General features: G+C 76.8%; 16 protein-coding genes. 4 read left to right on the forward strand and 12 right to left on the reverse strand.

What is annotated here, in order from left to right; genetic code table 11:
• Positions 1-68: 68 nt before the first annotated feature.
• The 4 genes from ACH5AR_RS17745 to ACH5AR_RS17760 all read right to left on the reverse strand — a co-directional run bounded on the left by ACH5AR_RS17745 (position 69) and on the right by ACH5AR_RS17760 (position 4406).
• Positions 69-2468: an FtsX-like permease family protein gene (locus tag ACH5AR_RS17745; RefSeq protein WP_396302346.1), complete on the reverse strand. Its 2400-nt coding sequence runs from the start codon at positions 2466-2468 to the stop codon at positions 69-71.
• Positions 2465-3151 carry an ABC transporter ATP-binding protein gene (locus ACH5AR_RS17750; protein WP_396302347.1) on the reverse strand — a complete coding sequence of 229 codons (687 nt, stop codon included), beginning with the start codon at positions 3149-3151 and terminating at the stop codon, positions 2465-2467. The genes ACH5AR_RS17745 and ACH5AR_RS17750 overlap by 4 nt, the downstream gene beginning before the upstream one ends.
• Positions 3148-3681, reverse strand: coding sequence for a PadR family transcriptional regulator (locus ACH5AR_RS17755; RefSeq protein WP_396302348.1), 534 nt, complete (start codon positions 3679-3681; stop codon positions 3148-3150). Before ACH5AR_RS17755 ends, ACH5AR_RS17750 begins: the two co-directional genes overlap by 4 nt.
• 92 nt (positions 3682-3773) lie before the next feature.
• Positions 3774-4406 (reverse strand): TetR/AcrR family transcriptional regulator C-terminal domain-containing protein, encoded by a 633-nt coding sequence (locus tag ACH5AR_RS17760; protein ID WP_396302349.1) that lies wholly within the window; start codon positions 4404-4406, stop codon positions 3774-3776.
• Between the two features lie 65 nt (positions 4407-4471).
• On the opposite strand from ACH5AR_RS17760, the gene ACH5AR_RS17765 reads away from it, so the two are divergent.
• Positions 4472-5743 (forward strand): beta-ketoacyl-[acyl-carrier-protein] synthase family protein, encoded by a 1272-nt coding sequence (locus tag ACH5AR_RS17765; protein WP_396302350.1) that lies wholly within the window; start codon positions 4472-4474, stop codon positions 5741-5743.
• 22 nt (positions 5744-5765) lie between these two features.
• On the opposite strand, the gene ACH5AR_RS17770 is transcribed toward ACH5AR_RS17765, so the two are convergent.
• The 3 genes from ACH5AR_RS17770 to ACH5AR_RS17780 all read right to left on the reverse strand — a co-directional run bounded on the left by ACH5AR_RS17770 (position 5766) and on the right by ACH5AR_RS17780 (position 9518).
• Positions 5766-6671: a S41 family peptidase gene (locus ACH5AR_RS17770; RefSeq protein ID WP_396302351.1), complete on the reverse strand. Its 906-nt coding sequence runs from the start codon at positions 6669-6671 to the stop codon at positions 5766-5768.
• 257 nt (positions 6672-6928) lie between these two features.
• Positions 6929-7378, reverse strand: a complete 450-nt coding sequence (locus tag ACH5AR_RS17775) for a DUF5990 family protein (RefSeq protein ID WP_396302352.1) — start codon at positions 7376-7378, stop codon at positions 6929-6931.
• 67 nt (positions 7379-7445) lie between these two features.
• Complete coding sequence (locus ACH5AR_RS17780; protein ID WP_396302353.1) at positions 7446-9518, reverse strand: heavy metal translocating P-type ATPase; 2073 nt, start codon at positions 9516-9518, stop codon at positions 7446-7448.
• Positions 9519-9615: 97 nt separating this feature from the next.
• On the opposite strand from ACH5AR_RS17780, the gene ACH5AR_RS17785 reads away from it, so the two are divergent.
• A complete protein-coding gene (locus tag ACH5AR_RS17785; RefSeq protein ID WP_396302354.1) occupies positions 9616-10005 on the forward strand; it encodes an ArsR/SmtB family transcription factor in 390 nt (129 codons plus the stop codon).
• A gap of 105 nt (positions 10006-10110) precedes the next feature.
• Here the strand turns inward: ACH5AR_RS17785 and ACH5AR_RS17790 are convergent, their stop codons facing one another.
• The 5 genes from ACH5AR_RS17790 to ACH5AR_RS17810 all read right to left on the reverse strand — a co-directional run bounded on the left by ACH5AR_RS17790 (position 10111) and on the right by ACH5AR_RS17810 (position 12615).
• Positions 10111-10620, reverse strand: coding sequence for a hypothetical protein (locus ACH5AR_RS17790; RefSeq protein ID WP_396302355.1), 510 nt, complete (start codon positions 10618-10620; stop codon positions 10111-10113).
• 237 nt (positions 10621-10857) lie between these two features.
• The gene (locus ACH5AR_RS17795; protein WP_396302356.1) at positions 10858-11256 is read right to left on the reverse strand and encodes a DUF2267 domain-containing protein; all 399 of its coding nucleotides are present in this window, start codon (positions 11254-11256) and stop codon (positions 10858-10860) included.
• 58 nt (positions 11257-11314) lie between these two features.
• Positions 11315-11719, reverse strand: coding sequence for a DUF2267 domain-containing protein (locus ACH5AR_RS17800; RefSeq protein ID WP_396302357.1), 405 nt, complete (start codon positions 11717-11719; stop codon positions 11315-11317).
• On the reverse strand, positions 11716-12057 hold the full coding sequence (locus ACH5AR_RS17805; protein WP_396302358.1) for an STAS domain-containing protein: 342 nt from the start codon (positions 12055-12057) through the stop codon (positions 11716-11718). The genes ACH5AR_RS17800 and ACH5AR_RS17805 overlap by 4 nt, the downstream gene beginning before the upstream one ends.
• A 123-nt stretch (positions 12058-12180) precedes the next feature.
• Positions 12181-12615 (reverse strand): Hsp20/alpha crystallin family protein, encoded by a 435-nt coding sequence (locus ACH5AR_RS17810; RefSeq protein WP_396302359.1) that lies wholly within the window; start codon positions 12613-12615, stop codon positions 12181-12183.
• A gap of 109 nt (positions 12616-12724) precedes the next feature.
• Between ACH5AR_RS17810 and ACH5AR_RS17815 the strand changes: the two genes are divergently transcribed.
• Together ACH5AR_RS17815 and ACH5AR_RS17820 are read left to right on the forward strand one after the other, a co-directional pair.
• Positions 12725-13411, forward strand: coding sequence for a type III effector protein (locus tag ACH5AR_RS17815; protein ID WP_396302360.1), 687 nt, complete (start codon positions 12725-12727; stop codon positions 13409-13411).
• The gene (locus tag ACH5AR_RS17820) at positions 13386-13634 is read left to right on the forward strand and encodes a hypothetical protein (RefSeq protein ID WP_396302361.1); all 249 of its coding nucleotides are present in this window, start codon (positions 13386-13388) and stop codon (positions 13632-13634) included. Before ACH5AR_RS17815 ends, ACH5AR_RS17820 begins: the two co-directional genes overlap by 26 nt.
• Positions 13635-14059: the final 425 nt, after the last annotated feature.

Here is a 14059-nt window from a genome sequence, read left to right on the forward strand (position 1 = left end):
GGACGCGGCGACGCCCCGGCCGCCGGGCCGGGGCGTCGCCGCGCTCACACCTGCCACAGGCGCGGGCGCTACTCGTACCGCAGGGCCCCTGGGCGCATCAGCCGCAGCAGCTGCGGCAGCCCGAGGAGCGTCGTCAGGAGCACCGCGCCCGCCGCAATCGCCGTCATGGCCAGCATCGAGCCCCAGTCCACGCTCGACGGGACGCCCGCCGAGTACTGGAGCACCGCACCCATCAGCAGGCCGCCGACGGCGGCCAGCGCCAGGCCCAGCGCCACCGGGACCATGGTCTGCCACAGCACCGACAGGCCCAGCACACGGCGGCGGGTCCCGACGGCGTTCAGCACGCCGAGCACCCGGCGCTGCTCCCGGAAACGCTCCAGCTGACCGACCAGCAGGCTGAGGGACACCAGCAGCAGGGTGACCGCCGCACCCGCCGTCAGCAGGCGCTTGACCGCGAGGTAGGTGTGGTCGAGGGTCTCCTCCAGCGGGAACTCCGCGCGGGCCCGCGGGTCGATCGCCATCGCGGCGGTGGCCAGCTGCTCCCTCGGGTCCGCCACGCCGTCCTCGAGCGACACCAGGACGGTCGCGCCCTGTCCGCGCAGCGCCTCGGCCGGCACGGCGCCGGGGGTGACGAGCAGCAGGCCCGACCCGATCCGCCCGTTGGGGTCCGCGCCGTCGACGGCCGGAACGGTGGCCGTCACCGCGGGCAGCGGGAAGGACGCCGGTTCGCCCGCGCCCCGGGAGGCGGCGGGGTGGACGACCATGCCGGACGGCACCGGCCCGGCGTCCGCCCGGCCGCCCTGCCCTCGGCCCTCGACGGCGAAGGCGTCGCCGTCCCGGCAGTCGGGCAGGGCCGCGAAGCCGCGCAGCACCTGGCAGGAGGCGATCCGGACGGTGGGCAGCTCCCAGAGCTTCGCCGTCGGGCTCTCCACCTGGAACTGGACGTACGCCGCGGTGGCCTTCACCCCCGCGCTGCTCGCCAGGCGGTCGGCCAGGCCGTCCGCCGTGGGCGCGCCGCCGGGGAAGGACACCGACTGCTGGTACGGCCCGGCGGCGGACGGCTCCCGGGTGCGCCCCTCGTACTGGCTGCCGACACCGAGGAAGAGCGTCTGCAGGGCGATCGCCCCGGCGACGGCCACCACCACGCCGCTGACCGCCGCGGAGGCCGGGCCCGATCCCAACTGGAGGCGCCGGACGGCCAGTTGCCAGGACAGCCCGCCGCCGCCCCCGGCCCGGCGGATGACGGCCTCCAGCAGCCACGGCAGGAGGCTGCACACGCCGAGCAGCATCAGCAGCACGCCGGCCGCCACCACGAGCGACCCCCGGGTGTCCTGCACCGGGTCGAACACCGCGGTGCTCGGCAGCGCGCCCGGAACGCCCTGCGCGGGCAGCGCGAGGGCGAACACCGTCAGCGCCAGCCCGGCCAGCGGCAGCATCAGCCGCCAGCCGATCCGGCGCCGGCCGGGGGTGGAGCGGCGGACGGTGCCCAGTGGGTCGAGCACCGCCCGGCGCATCGCCAGCAGGGTGACGCCGATCGCCAGCAGCGGCACGACGAGGGCGATCGCGGCGGCGACGGCGGGCTGCGGCGCGACGTCCTCGGGGTAGAAGCTGAATCCGGCGAGCCGCACGTGCCCGATCAGCTGCCGGCCGAGCAGGAAGAGCCCCGCGCCCACGGCCAGCCCCAGGACCGCGCCCACCAGGGACTCACCCGCGGCGAGCCGGGCGGTCATCCGGCGGTCCGCGCCGCCGAGCCGCAGCGCCGCGAGCCGGCGGTCGCGCCGCTCGCCGCCGAAGCGCGCGGCGGCGGCCAGGAAGACGCCGACCGGGGCCAGCATCACCGTCAGGCCGACGGCGTTGAGCAGGACCAGCCGCGGATCCATCGGCTTGGCCGGCGAGAAGTGGCCGTACTCGGTGATCCGGACGGTGTCGGCGTCCGGCGCGAGGTGGTCGCCGCCGAGCACGAAGCCGGCCTGGCCGGGGCCGAGCAGCCCGGCCGGGCCGATGGTGCCGACCACCGGGTACGGCAGCCGCTCGCGCAGCAGCCGGTTAGCCGGGTCCGCGAGCAGCTCGGCCAGGGCCGGGGAGACGACCATCTCGCCGGGCGCCGGATAGGCGGCCACCCCGGGCGGGAGCGCCGCGTGCGGGCCCTCGGGCTGGACGACCCGGCCGCGCACGGGCGTGCCGTGGAAGGTGGTGTCGGCGGCGGCCACCAGGACCGTACGGTCGCCGGGACCGGGCAGGTCCTCGTCCCCGAAGGTGTCGTTCTGGGTGTACAGGCGCTGGTCGCGGTGGTGCACGATGCCGGGGAAGGACGCGGTGAAGAGCAGCAGGCCCACTCCCAGGCCGACGCCGCAGGCGGTGAGCAGGAGCCGGCCCCAGCCGTCCCGCCCGCCGGTGACGGCCAGTCGGATCCCGAGGCCCAGCTGGTCCAGGAAGGGCAGCCGGACCTTCGGCTCGGCGGCGCTCACCGGGCGGCCGCCGGGGCGGCGGTGCGGCCGTCGCGGACGACGACCTCGCGGTCGGCGTAGGCGGCGACCCGCACCTCGTGGGTGACCAGGACGACGGCCGCACCGCTCTCCCGGGCGGCGCGGGTCAGCAGCTTCATCACGCGCTCGCCGTTGAGGGTGTCGAGGGCACCGGTCGGCTCGTCCGCGAACACCGCCTTGGGGCCGGTGATCAGGGCACGGGCGGCGCCCACCCGCTGGCCCTGGCCGCCGGAGACCTCGCCGGGGCGCTTGGCGGCGACGTCCGCCACCTCCAGCCGCTCCAGCCACTCGACGGCCCGGGCCTCGGCCGCCTTGCGGCGCATGCCGTTCAGGCGCAGCGGCAGCGCGACGTTCTCCAGGCAGGAGAGCTCCGGCACGAGCTGGCCGAACTGGAACAGGAAGCCGAACTCGGTGCGCCGCAGCGCGCTCAGCTCGGCGTCGGAGCAGGTGGTGAGGTCGCGGCCCCGGTACTCGACGGCGCCGCGGTCGGGGCGGGTGATGCCGGCCAGGCAGTGCAGCAGGGTGGACTTCCCCGAGCCGGACGGGCCCATCACGGCGACGAGTTCACCGGCGGCGACGGCCAGCGAGGCGCCGTCGAGGGCCTGGGTGAGGCCGAAGGACTTGTGCAGGCCGCTGGCGGAGAGCAGCGGTTCGGCGGCGGTCATCGCGGGCCCCCGGCCAGGCGCGCGGTGAGCTCGTCGAGGCGGGCGGCGGTCAGTTCCAGCCAGCGCAGGTCGGCCTCCAGGTGGAACAGCGCGTGGTCGCAGATCAGCTCGTCGGCGAGGTCCCCGGCGAGCTTGCGGCGGGTCAGTTCCCGCATGCTGCGCAGGTGTTCGGCCCGCTGGACGTCCAGCACCCCGGCGGCCGAGCGCCCGGTCAGGATGGCGAGCACGACCTTGTGGTAGAGCGTGCTCTGCAGGTACGGCTGCGGGTCCTCCGGCTGGGCGAGCCAGTCGGCGAGGTCGGTGACGCCCGCGTCGGTGATCGCGTACCGCTTGCGGTCCGGCCCCCCGCCCGCCTCCACGCCCTCCACCACGACCAGGCCGTGCTTCAGCAGCCGGGCGAGCGTCGCGTACACCTGCCCGTAGTGCAGGGCGCGGTCCCGCCCGAAGTGCTCGTCGTAGAGGCGCTTGATGTCGTATCCGTGGCGCGGCTGGGTCTCCAGCAGCCCCAGGAGCATCTGTCCGAGTTGCATGATCGCAACTGTACACACCATGTATACATGCCATGTATAGCGGGGCATGCCCCCGCGCCGCGGGAGCCGTTCCCCGCGGGCGGAGCGACTCCTCAGGCGGGGCCGGGTGCGTCGTGGATGGTCAGCGACCCGGCGAGGTCGAGGTCGGCGCCGGTGCCGTGGGCCCCGGCGCGGACGAGCAGCACGGCGCCGAGCGCGGTGCTCCAGAACGTCCTGGCCTCCACGGCGAGCGGTCGGCGGGCCTGCCAGCCGCGGCTGTCGACGAGCCGGCCCACGAAGCGCTCGGACTGCCGGAACAGCAGCTGGAGGTGGCGGTCGACCACGGGGGCGAGCTCGGGCCTGGAGATCCCGGCGGCGAGCGCTCGCGTGACGGACGGGAGCGAGGGCATGGCCAGGACGGCGCGGGCGACGTTGCGCCGGAAAGCCGCCGCGTCGGGGGCCTGGCGGCCGATGCGCTCGATCCGCCGGGCGTCGTGCAGCAGGCCGAGGAAGGCGGCGTGCACGAGCAGCGAGTCCTTGGAGCCGAAGTGGTAGGTGACCTGGTTGGGGAAGACGCCCGCCGCGTCCGCGATCTCCGCGACGCTCAACTCGGCGCCGGGCCGCTCCTTGCAGAGCTCCGCGGTCGCCTCGACCAGCCGGGTCCTCGTCGCGCGCCCGCGGTCACGGCTGCGGCCCGGCCCCGGCCGGGCTCCGGTCTGCTTCGGCTCCACCCGCTCCTTCTCCATCCCGGAATTGTATGTGATACAACATGGGCATTCACTTGTATCGCATACAAGAAAGGCGGGGGAGCATGCCCCGGACCGAAGTCGTCGTCACCGGACTCGGCGCGATCACACCGCTCGGCCCCGACGTGGCGTCCACCTGGGAGGCCCTGCTCGCCGGCGAGTCGGGCATCCGCGCGGCCGTGCTGCCCGGCCGGGAGGACACCGGCCTGCCCGACACCGTCGCGGGGACGATGGCGGCCGACCCCGCCCGGTCGCTGCCGCCGGTCCGGGCCCGGCGGCTCGACCGCTCCCAGCAGGCGGCCCTCGTCGCGGCGGCCGAAGCGTGGGCCGATGCCGGGGCCCCGCAGGTGGACCCGGACCGGCTCGCCGCGGCGATCGGCACCGGCATCGGCGGCGTGGGGACCCTGCTGCGGGAGGACGACGTCCTGGAGTCGGCCGGTGCCCGGCGCGTCTCGCCCCGTACGGTGCCGATGCTGATGCCCAACGCGGCGGCGGCGCTGGTCAGCATCGAGTACGGCGCACGGGCCGGGGTCTACACGCCCGTCTCGGCGTGCTCGTCCGGGGCCGAGGCGATCGCCCTGGCGGCCGGCCTCATCCGGGCCGGCGAGGCGGACGTGGTCATCGCGGGCGGGACGGAGGCCGCGACCACCCCGATCACCGTCGCCGGCTTCGCCCGGGCGCAGGCGCTGTCGACGCACACCGCCGATCCCGCCTCGGCGTCCCGGCCGTTCGCGGCGGACCGCAGTGGGTTCGTCCTCGGCGAGGGCGCCGCCGTCCTGGTGCTCGAAAGCGCCGAGCACGCCCGCGCCCGGGGCGCGCGCGTCCACGCGGTGCTCGCGGGAGCCGGCGTCGCCGCCGACGCCCACCACGTCACGGCGCCCGCCCCCGACGGCTCCGGTCAGATCGCCGCCATGCGCAAGGCGCTCGCCCAGGCCGGCCTGGCGCCCGAGCGGATCGGCCACGTCAACGCCCACGCCACCGGGACGCCGGTCGGCGACGCCGCCGAGGCGCGCGCGATCAGGGAGGTCTTCGGCCGCGCCACCGTGACGGCCCCCAAGGCCGCGCTCGGCCACCTCTTCGGCGCGGCCGGCGCGATCGAGGCGCTCATCGCCGTCCTCAGCGTGGAGCACGGCGCCATCCCGCCGACCCGCAACCTCACCGCGGCCGGCGGTCCCGGTGTCGATCCCGACCTCGGTCTCGACGTCGTCGCGGAGCGACGGGACCTCCCCCAGGACGCCGTGCTCAGCAACTCCTTCGGCTTCGGCGGGCAGAACGTCTCACTCGTCGTCACCCGCGCACGGCACCACGCCTGCCGTACGGCCGGGGCCACGCCGTGACCCGCCGCGGGTGCCCCGGGGCCTACGGGGCGCCCTGGCAGGCGGCCTGCCGCCCGAGCCAGCCGGTCGCGGCCCTGAGCGACGGATCCCCCTCCTTACGGGTGTCCACCGGCTCGTCGGGCTCGATCGGCCCCTGGTGGACCCGGCCCGTGCGGTCCGCCTCGGCCGCGCCCGTGAGCAGCACGACCGCGCCGTCCGACAGCCGGTGCACGGCGTTGCCGGTGGGCACCCCGTAGGTGCGCGCGCCGAAGCTGCGGGTGTCGGGGCGGCCGATGAACGCGATGGCGACGGCCTCGCCCGCGCTGCCCGTCCCCGGGCCGGTGAGGACGGCGACGGGCACGCCCGGCGCCGCGTCCGGGCCGGCCCCGGGGGGCTCGGCCTGCGGGACGTCGTCCAGGAACGGCACTCCCCCGCGCACCGACCAGACGCTGCGGGTGCCGTCCGCCGTGACGAAGGCCCCCACCGGACCGTCCCCGAGCAGCGGAGCCGCGACCGCCAGCGGCGCCCACATCCCGCCGCCGCTCTCCCGGCGCAGGTCCACCACCCAGCCGCAGGCGCCCGCCCCGGCCATCGCGGCGCGGCCGCGGGCGACGTACTCGGCGTAGGCGCGCTCCGAGCCGTTCACGGCCGGGAGGTTCAACCTGGCGATCCCGCCCGGGAGTCGTTCGACCGTCGGGGCTTCGACCGCCGCCGGGTCGGCGTCCACGGCCGCCGCCTCGCCGGGCGGGTAGAACCGGCTGTGGCCGTCCCCGAGCGCCGCCACCGCGGCACCGACCGCCGCGTGGGTGTCGGCCGCCGTCCGCGCCCCCGCCGCCCGCGCGAACGCCTCGCCCCGCAGCTTCGGCCAGTCCACCGTCGCGGTGTTCAACGACTCCCGCTGCAACAGGTCCAGCGCCTCCGACAGGTAGCCGTGCGCCGGCGCCGACATGCCCCCGGGCTCCGCGGCCCGCCCGGAGCCCCCGCGCCGCACCCGGCGACCAGCGCCACCGTGCCCGCCACCACCCCGGCGATCCGCGCCGCCCTCGTCCGCGTCGTGCTCACCCGCCCGTCCCTCCCCTCCCGGCCTGCGGCGCTCCCCGGTCCTCGGGTGGTCGCCGCCGGGGCCGTCCGGACGGCGGTCCGCGGCCCCGAGCCAGTATCCCCGGACGGCCGCCCCCGTCCGGCGCGCGGGTCAGCCGGCCCCGTTCACGGGGCCGCCGACCAGGCGGCCAGCGGGGGCCGCACCCGGGCGCACGGCGGGCGGCCCCCGGCGTCCGAGAGCCGCAGGCGTGTCGGCAGCCGCCCGGACCGCAGCGCGGCGTCGAGGGCCTTCGGGTCGATGCCGTCCAGCATCGGCTTCGCCCGTCGGACCGGGGTGAAGGCCCCGGCCTCGTCCACCGTGCCCCACGACAGGTAGACGAACCGGGCCCCCGGACGGCCCTGGACGTACGGCCCCGTCAGGTCCGTCCCGGCGTCGGTGGACGTCGCCGTGCACTCCGGCGGCCACGTCGCCGACGGGGCGTCACGGGCGTGGAGGCCGAGCAGTTCGTCGGGGCGGCCGCGCCGTTGGACGGCGACGTGGATGTCGCGGTAGCCGGGGAGGCCCGGAGCGGCGCCGCAGGTGCGGCCCGGCAGGTCGAAGGCTTCGATCCGCACCTGCCCGGCCCCGTCCTCCCCGTGCGCCCGCCTCGGTCGGCGTCGGCGGGGTCGCGGCCGCGCCCGCTCAGCTGCCGCCCGCGGTGCTCGCGCGCTTCCACGCGGCCTCGCGCAGCAGCCGCAGCCCGTTGAGGCCCACGATGACCGTGGAGCCCTCGTGACCGAGGACGCCGAGCGGCAGCGGCAGTGTGAAGGCCAGGTCCCAGACGACCAGGCCGGCGATGAACACCGAGGCGATCACGAGGTTCTGCACGACGAGGCCGCGGGCGCGCCGGGAGAGCGCCACCACCGCGGGGACGGTGGCGAGTTCGTCGCGGACGATCACCGCGTCGGCGGTCTCCAGCGCGAGGTCGGAGCCGGCCCGGCCCATCGCGATGCCGGTGTGGGCGGCGGCCAGTGCGGGGGCGTCGTTGACGCCGTCACCGATCACCAGGACCTTGCGCCCCGCCCTCTCCTGCTCCCGGACGGCCGCGACCTTGTCCTGGGGCAGCAGGCCGGCGCGCACGTCCGCGATGCCGACCTCGGCGGCCAGACGGGCGGCGGCGCGGGGGTTGTCGCCGGTGACCAGCACCGGCGCTCCGCCGGTGAGCGCGGCCAGGGCGGTGACGGTGGCGGCGGCGTCCGGCCGCAGCCGGTCCGCGATGCCCAGCACGCCGACCGGCACGCCGTCCACCGCCACCAGCACGGCGGTGCGGCCGCCGTCCTCCAACTCGTCGGCGACGGCCGCCGCCCCGGCGCGGAGCGCGTCCTCGGCGCCTGCCCCGCCCGTCGGCCGGGAGGCGCCCCCGAGCAGCCTGGCCGGGGCGCCGACGGCGACCGCGCGGCCGCCCACGGTGGCCCTCACACCGACGCCGGGGGTGGAGGCGAAGTCCTCGGCGGGCGGGATGTCCAGGCCCCGGGCGCGGGCGGCGTCCACGACCGCGCGGGCCAGCGGGTGCTCGCTGGGGTGCTCGGCCGCCGCCGCCAGCGCCAGCAGCGCGTCCCCGGTCAGGCCGGGCCCGACCGGGCCCGGCCCCTCGTGGCCCGGCCCGGCGTCGCCCGGCCCGTCGAGACCGGCCTCCAGCGGGCGGACGTCGACCACCCGGGGAGTGCCCTCGGTCAGCGTGCCGGTCTTGTCCAGGGCGACGGCGTCGACCTGCCCCAGGCGCTCCATCACCACGGCCGATTTCACCAGCACACCGTGCCGCCCGGCGTTGGCGATGGCGGACAGCAGCGGCGGCATGGTCGCCAGCACCACGGCGCACGGCGAGGCGACGATCATGAACGTCATCGCCCGCAGCAGCGAGCCGGTCAGCGCCGCACCGAAGGCCAGCGGGACCAGGAACACCGCCAGGGTGGCGGCCACCATGCCGATCGAGTACCGCTGCTCGACCTTCTCGATGAACAGCTGGGTGGGGGCCTTGGTCTCGGAGGCCTCCTCGACCATCGCCACGATCCGGGCGATGACCGAGTCGGAGGCGTCGCGTTCGACCCTGACCCGCAGCGCGCCGGTGCCGTTCAGGGTGCCGGCGAACACCTCGTCGCCGACTTCCTTCGCGACCGGGAGGGGTTCGCCGGTGATGGTGGCCTGGTCGACCTCGCTCGCGCCGTCCAGCACGCGGCCGTCGGCGCCGATGCGCTCGCCGGGCCGGACCAGGACGGTGTCACCGACCGCGAGGTCCTCGGTGGCGACCGTCTCCTCGGCGCCGCCGTCCAGCAGCCTGGTCGCGGTGGCGGGGGCGAGGTCGAGCAGGCCGCGCACCGAGTCGGCGGTGCGGGCGGTGGCCAGCGCCTCCAGGGCGCCGGAGGTGGCGAAGATGACGATCAGCAGCGCGCCGTCCATCACCTGGCCGATCGCCGCCGCGCCGATCGCCGCGACGATCATCAGCAGGTCGACGTCGAGGGTCTTCTCGCGCAGCGCCGTGAGGCCCGCCCAGCCGGGCTCCCAGCCGCCGGTCGCGTAGGCGAGCGCGTACAGCGGGCCCCAGGCCCAGGCGCTCGCGCCGGCCAGTTGCAGGGGCAGCGCGACCAGGAAGAGCACGGTCGCGGCGGCGGCCCAGCGGACCTCGGGCAGCGAGAACGCCCGCGTACGGCGCCGGGGCGCGGCGCCGGGGGGCGCCGCCGCGGCGGGCGCGGGGCGCTCGGTGAGGGTCGTGGACATGGCAGGGGCATTCCTTCGCGCAGGCAGGACGAGGCAGCCCGTCCACCATACAGGAATGCATGAACAGATATTCATCTGTCATCGGTATGATGGGCACATGGGTCATGGAGCCGTCACCGCCGCAGCCAACGCCGTCCCGCGTGCGCGCCTGGACGCGACCAACGCCGCGAAGGTCGCCACCACGCTCCAGGCCCTGGCCACCCCCTCCCGGCTGCTGATCCTCGCCCGCCTGCGCGAAGGCCCCTGCGCCGCGACCGAACTCGCCCACGAGGTCGGGATGGAGCAGTCCGCCTGCTCGCACCAGCTGCGGCTGCTCCGCAACCTCGGGCTGGTCGTCGGCCGGCGCAACGGCCGCTCCGTCGTCTACGCGCTGTACGACAACCACGTCGCCGAGCTCCTCGACCAGGCGGTCTACCACATCGACCACCTGCGGCTCGGGATGGCCGACGCCGCCGACACCGACGCCGAGGACGCCGCGACGGTGTAGCCACGGCACCCGCCGTTCGACGCCGTGCGCGGCGTCGGCGTGCGGCCCCTCCGGAGCGGCGGCCCGGCGGCGGCCCGGCGCCCCTCCGCTACCGGAGCGGCACCGTCAGGCCCGCCCGCCGGGGGCGGCGGAGAGGCGGCCGAGCATCGCGATCACGGTGATCCGCGTCCTGCTGTCGTTCGTCGCCGCGCAGTGGGCCTCGACGCCCCGCTCGTCCGGCGCCTCGTCCGGGTCGGTCAGGCCCAACCTGACCAGGTCGACGGTGTACTCGTGGCACCGGGCGTACTCCGCCGCGGCGTTCACCGCTTCGACGTGGTCGATGCGGCCGGGGTCCGCGGCGCGCAGCAGTGCCGGGGTGGGCCGCGGGCCCAGCACCTCCTCGATCCACTCCGAGACCGCCTCCCGGGGACAGCCCCGCTCCAGCTCCGAGGTCATCGCGACGGTGAGCGCCAGGTGGACGAGGAGCGTCCCGAACCAGGCGGTGACCTCGGCCGGGGGCGTGTCCGTACCCGCCGGCGGCATCACGGCCTGGTACAGCGCGGCCTCGTCGTCGGCGTGCGCGGCGGCGACGACCGCCTTCATCGCGCTGCCGAGCGCAGCCTGATCGATCGTCATGTCGGCGGTCCTCCCGTAGTCGGCGGCCGCCAACCTACCGCCCCGGCACGGCGTACGACGGGGGAAGGACACATCTTTCCCCCGCCGCGTGCGGCAGCAGGTTGACGACCCCTGCGGGTACGCCCGTGCTTCCCGCACGGCGTGCCCCGGCGGCGGCGCGGCGCCGTCACCCCCGGACCGTCCCACGCGGTTGACCCGGCGCCCACCCGCGCCCGCGGGAGGACGGGGCCCGCCGGATCAGGCGGCGGCGGCCAGGTCCGCCCGGCCGAAGAGCAGGGCGTAGCCGCGGGGCAGGTGGGCGAGGAGGCGGTCGGTGAGGTGGTCGTCGGCGAGGGCGGCGAGGGCGGCCAGGACGGAGGAGGCGTCCCAGCGGGCGGCGGTCAGGCTGGTGCCCAGGGTGTGGGCGAGGCCTTCGACGAAGGCGGGGGCGCTGACGGGACGGGGCAGCGGGATCTGGCCCGCGAAGACGGCGCGGGCCCGTTCGGGCAGGACGGCGGCGAGGTCGCAGCGCGCGTCGCCGGTGAGCTGGGAGCCGAGCAGGGCCAGGACGGCGTCCAGGACGCGTTCGGCTTCCTCGTCGGTGGGATAGCGGCCGAGGTTGCGGACCTGCTGGAGGAGTTGGCGGTAGCGGGTCATGACCGTGGGGCCTTCCAGGGGCGGGCCGCCGGCGGGCCGGCGGCGGCGTGCGGGGTGGTCAGGGTCGTGTCCCTGCGGTCGGGCGGCCGAACAGCAGGTCGTAGCCGGGCGGCAGCTGGAGCAGGACGCGCTGGGTGAGGTCCGCGCCGGCGGCGTCGGCCACCGTGGACAGGACCGCGCCGACGTCCCACAGGGCGGTTGCCTCGGTGGCGCCCTCGATCCAGGCCGCGGTCGCGCGCACGAAGCGTTCCGGGTCGAGCGGCTCGGCGGCCTGCAACGGATTGAGCAGGACCAGGGCCATCGTCTCCGGCAGCCGGGCTGCCAGCTCGGCCCGCACGTCGCCGACCAGGTGGGCGCCGAGCAGGGCCAGGACGACCCGGGCGGCCCGCTCGGCCTCCTGCGGGGTGTCGTACTCACCGCGCTCCCGGACCTCCTCCAGGAACGCCTCCCACCGAAGAGTCATGACGGTTCTCCCTTCGTCCCGAGGCCCGGCGCGACCGGTGCCGGTGAGGGCTCGACGGCCAGGCGCCGGTGCAGACCGGTGAGCTTGAGCAGCCGCACGACGCGGCGGTCGGCCCCGCGCAGGACCAGCCGCCTGCCGCCGCGGTCGGCCTGGTTGCGGGCCCGGACGAGAGCGCCCAGGCCCGCGCAGTCCATGAACGTCACCTCCGACAGGTCGAGCACCACCTCCCGGTGCGACTCCAGCGCGGCGGCGAGGGCACGCCGCAGCGCGGGGGCGGTGTCGAGGTCGATCTCACCGTGCGCCCGCACGACGAAGGGTGCGTCGCTGCGGCCGTTCATGGCATGGCCCCGTCCTCGCTGGCAGGCCGGCCCCGGCGAGGGCGGCCAGCGGTCGGGGTGTTCCGGCCGCCGCTTCGGTCGAGGGGGAGGGACCGGGGGCGGCCGGAACGGCATCGGGGTCGGTCAGGCCTGGATCTGCTTGCGGCTCCCGCTGTGGCTGATCGCGACCTTGCGGGGCCGGGCCTTCTCGGCGACCGGGATCTTCAGGGTCAGCACACCGGCGTCGTAGTCGGCGGTGATCCCGGCGGGGTCGAGGGTGTCGGAGAGCATGACCTGGCGGGAGAACACGCCGAGCGGGCGCTCGGACAGCTCCCACTTCACGTCCTCGCCGTCCTGGCGCGGACGGCGCTCGGCCTTGACGGTCACCATGTTCCGCTCGACGTCGATGTCGATCGCCTCCGGGTCCACCCCGGGCAGGTCGAAGCAGATCACGTACTCGTCGCCGGCCCGGTAGGCGTCCAGCGGCATCGGGGCCGGACGCGACCAGGTGCCCGTGCTGCCCAGGAACTGCTGGGTCAGGCGGTCCAGCTCGCGGAACGGGTCAGTGCGCAGCAGCATCGCGAAACACCTCCACTGATCGAACGGGTGCCAGTGCGCTTCACCTGACACCTTTCTAGCGCGTCATCCATCCGATGACAAGTCGCGGCGTCGCCGATAGAGTGACGGCATGAGTGAGACGTCCCGCAGACCCGCCACCGACGCCCCGCAGCCGGTCGAGCCCGCCTCCTTCCTGGCAGCCGCGGCGGCGCTGGCCGCCATCGACGACGCCGTCCGCACCGCCCGGAACCCCGCGTCCCGGCCCCCGGCCGCCCCCGACGCGCAGACGGGCCCCGAGCCGGCCCTGGCCGCCCTGGTGCTGCTGCGCGAGCTGCGCGCCGAGCTCGCCGGCTGGGAGGCCGGGCTGGTGGAGACCGCCCGGGAGGCCGGCGCCACCTGGGCCGACCTCGCCCGCCCGATGGGCGTCGCCAGCCGCCAGGCCGCCGAGAACCGCTACCTGCGCCTCAAGCCCGCCGGCGGCGCGGCGGGGGCCGCCACCGGCGCGGAGCGCGTCAAGGCCGTCCGCGACCGCCGGGCCGCCGACCGGACGGTCACCGCCTGGGCCCGCGACCACGCCGCCGAGCTGCGGGTCCTCGCCGCCCAGATCACCGCGGCCGCCCTGGGCCCCGGCGCCGCCCCCGCACAGGCGGCCCTGACCGCCGCCCTCGGCGCCACCGACCCGGCCGACCTCATCGAGCCCCTGGCCGCCGTCCGCCCCCACCTCGGCGCCGGCCAGGGCGACCTCGCCACCCGCCTCGACGCCCTCACCCACCACACCGCCCGGCTCCGCGATGACAGCGACCGACGCCGCGCCTGACCCGGTCGCCGCCGCCGAACGGCGCTGGCAGGACCTGCTGGACCGGATCCACGACCTGGAAGCCCGGGTGGCCGCCACCACGGGCGCCGTCACCACCGCCCTGGACGCCCACCTCGCCCGGCTCGACGCCCTGCGCCGCCACCTCGCGCACCCGGACTGGCCACGGCCCGCCCCCGGCCCGGACAGCCCCCGGGCGGCGCCGCCCGCCGTCCGGCCGAACTGACCGGCGGGGCCGCCGGGACGGGCGGGCCGGGCGGCGGAAACAGCTCCGGCGGTGCCGCACGACGCGGCACCGCCGGAGCCGGAGCGAGGGGGCCTGCGGCAACAGGCGGGCCTCGGATGGTGCGCGGCGACCGTCCGGACCAAGGGATGGACGCCACGGCCAGCCTCGGTGCGGGGCGGGGTGTTGCCCAAGGCGGAAACTGTTGCGCAAACGAGACCGGACGCCCGTGCACAACGACCTCCCCCGACCTGGGCGGACAGCGGGGTTGTCCACGCCGCGCGGGCGCGGACCCGACGGGCGGGGCCTCACACCGGGCCCGCGCCGGGGCGGCCTCGGACGGATCGTGGAAAACGGGCCGCATCGAGGCATTGCGGCCTCGCGGAGCCACCGTGAAATGCTGGGCGCGTCGCGGGCGGCAACCCGTG

Origin of the sequence: Kitasatospora sp. NPDC018619 (assembly GCF_044391605.1) — a bacterium.
Classification (GTDB): Bacteria; Actinomycetota; Actinomycetes; order Streptomycetales; family Streptomycetaceae; genus Kitasatospora.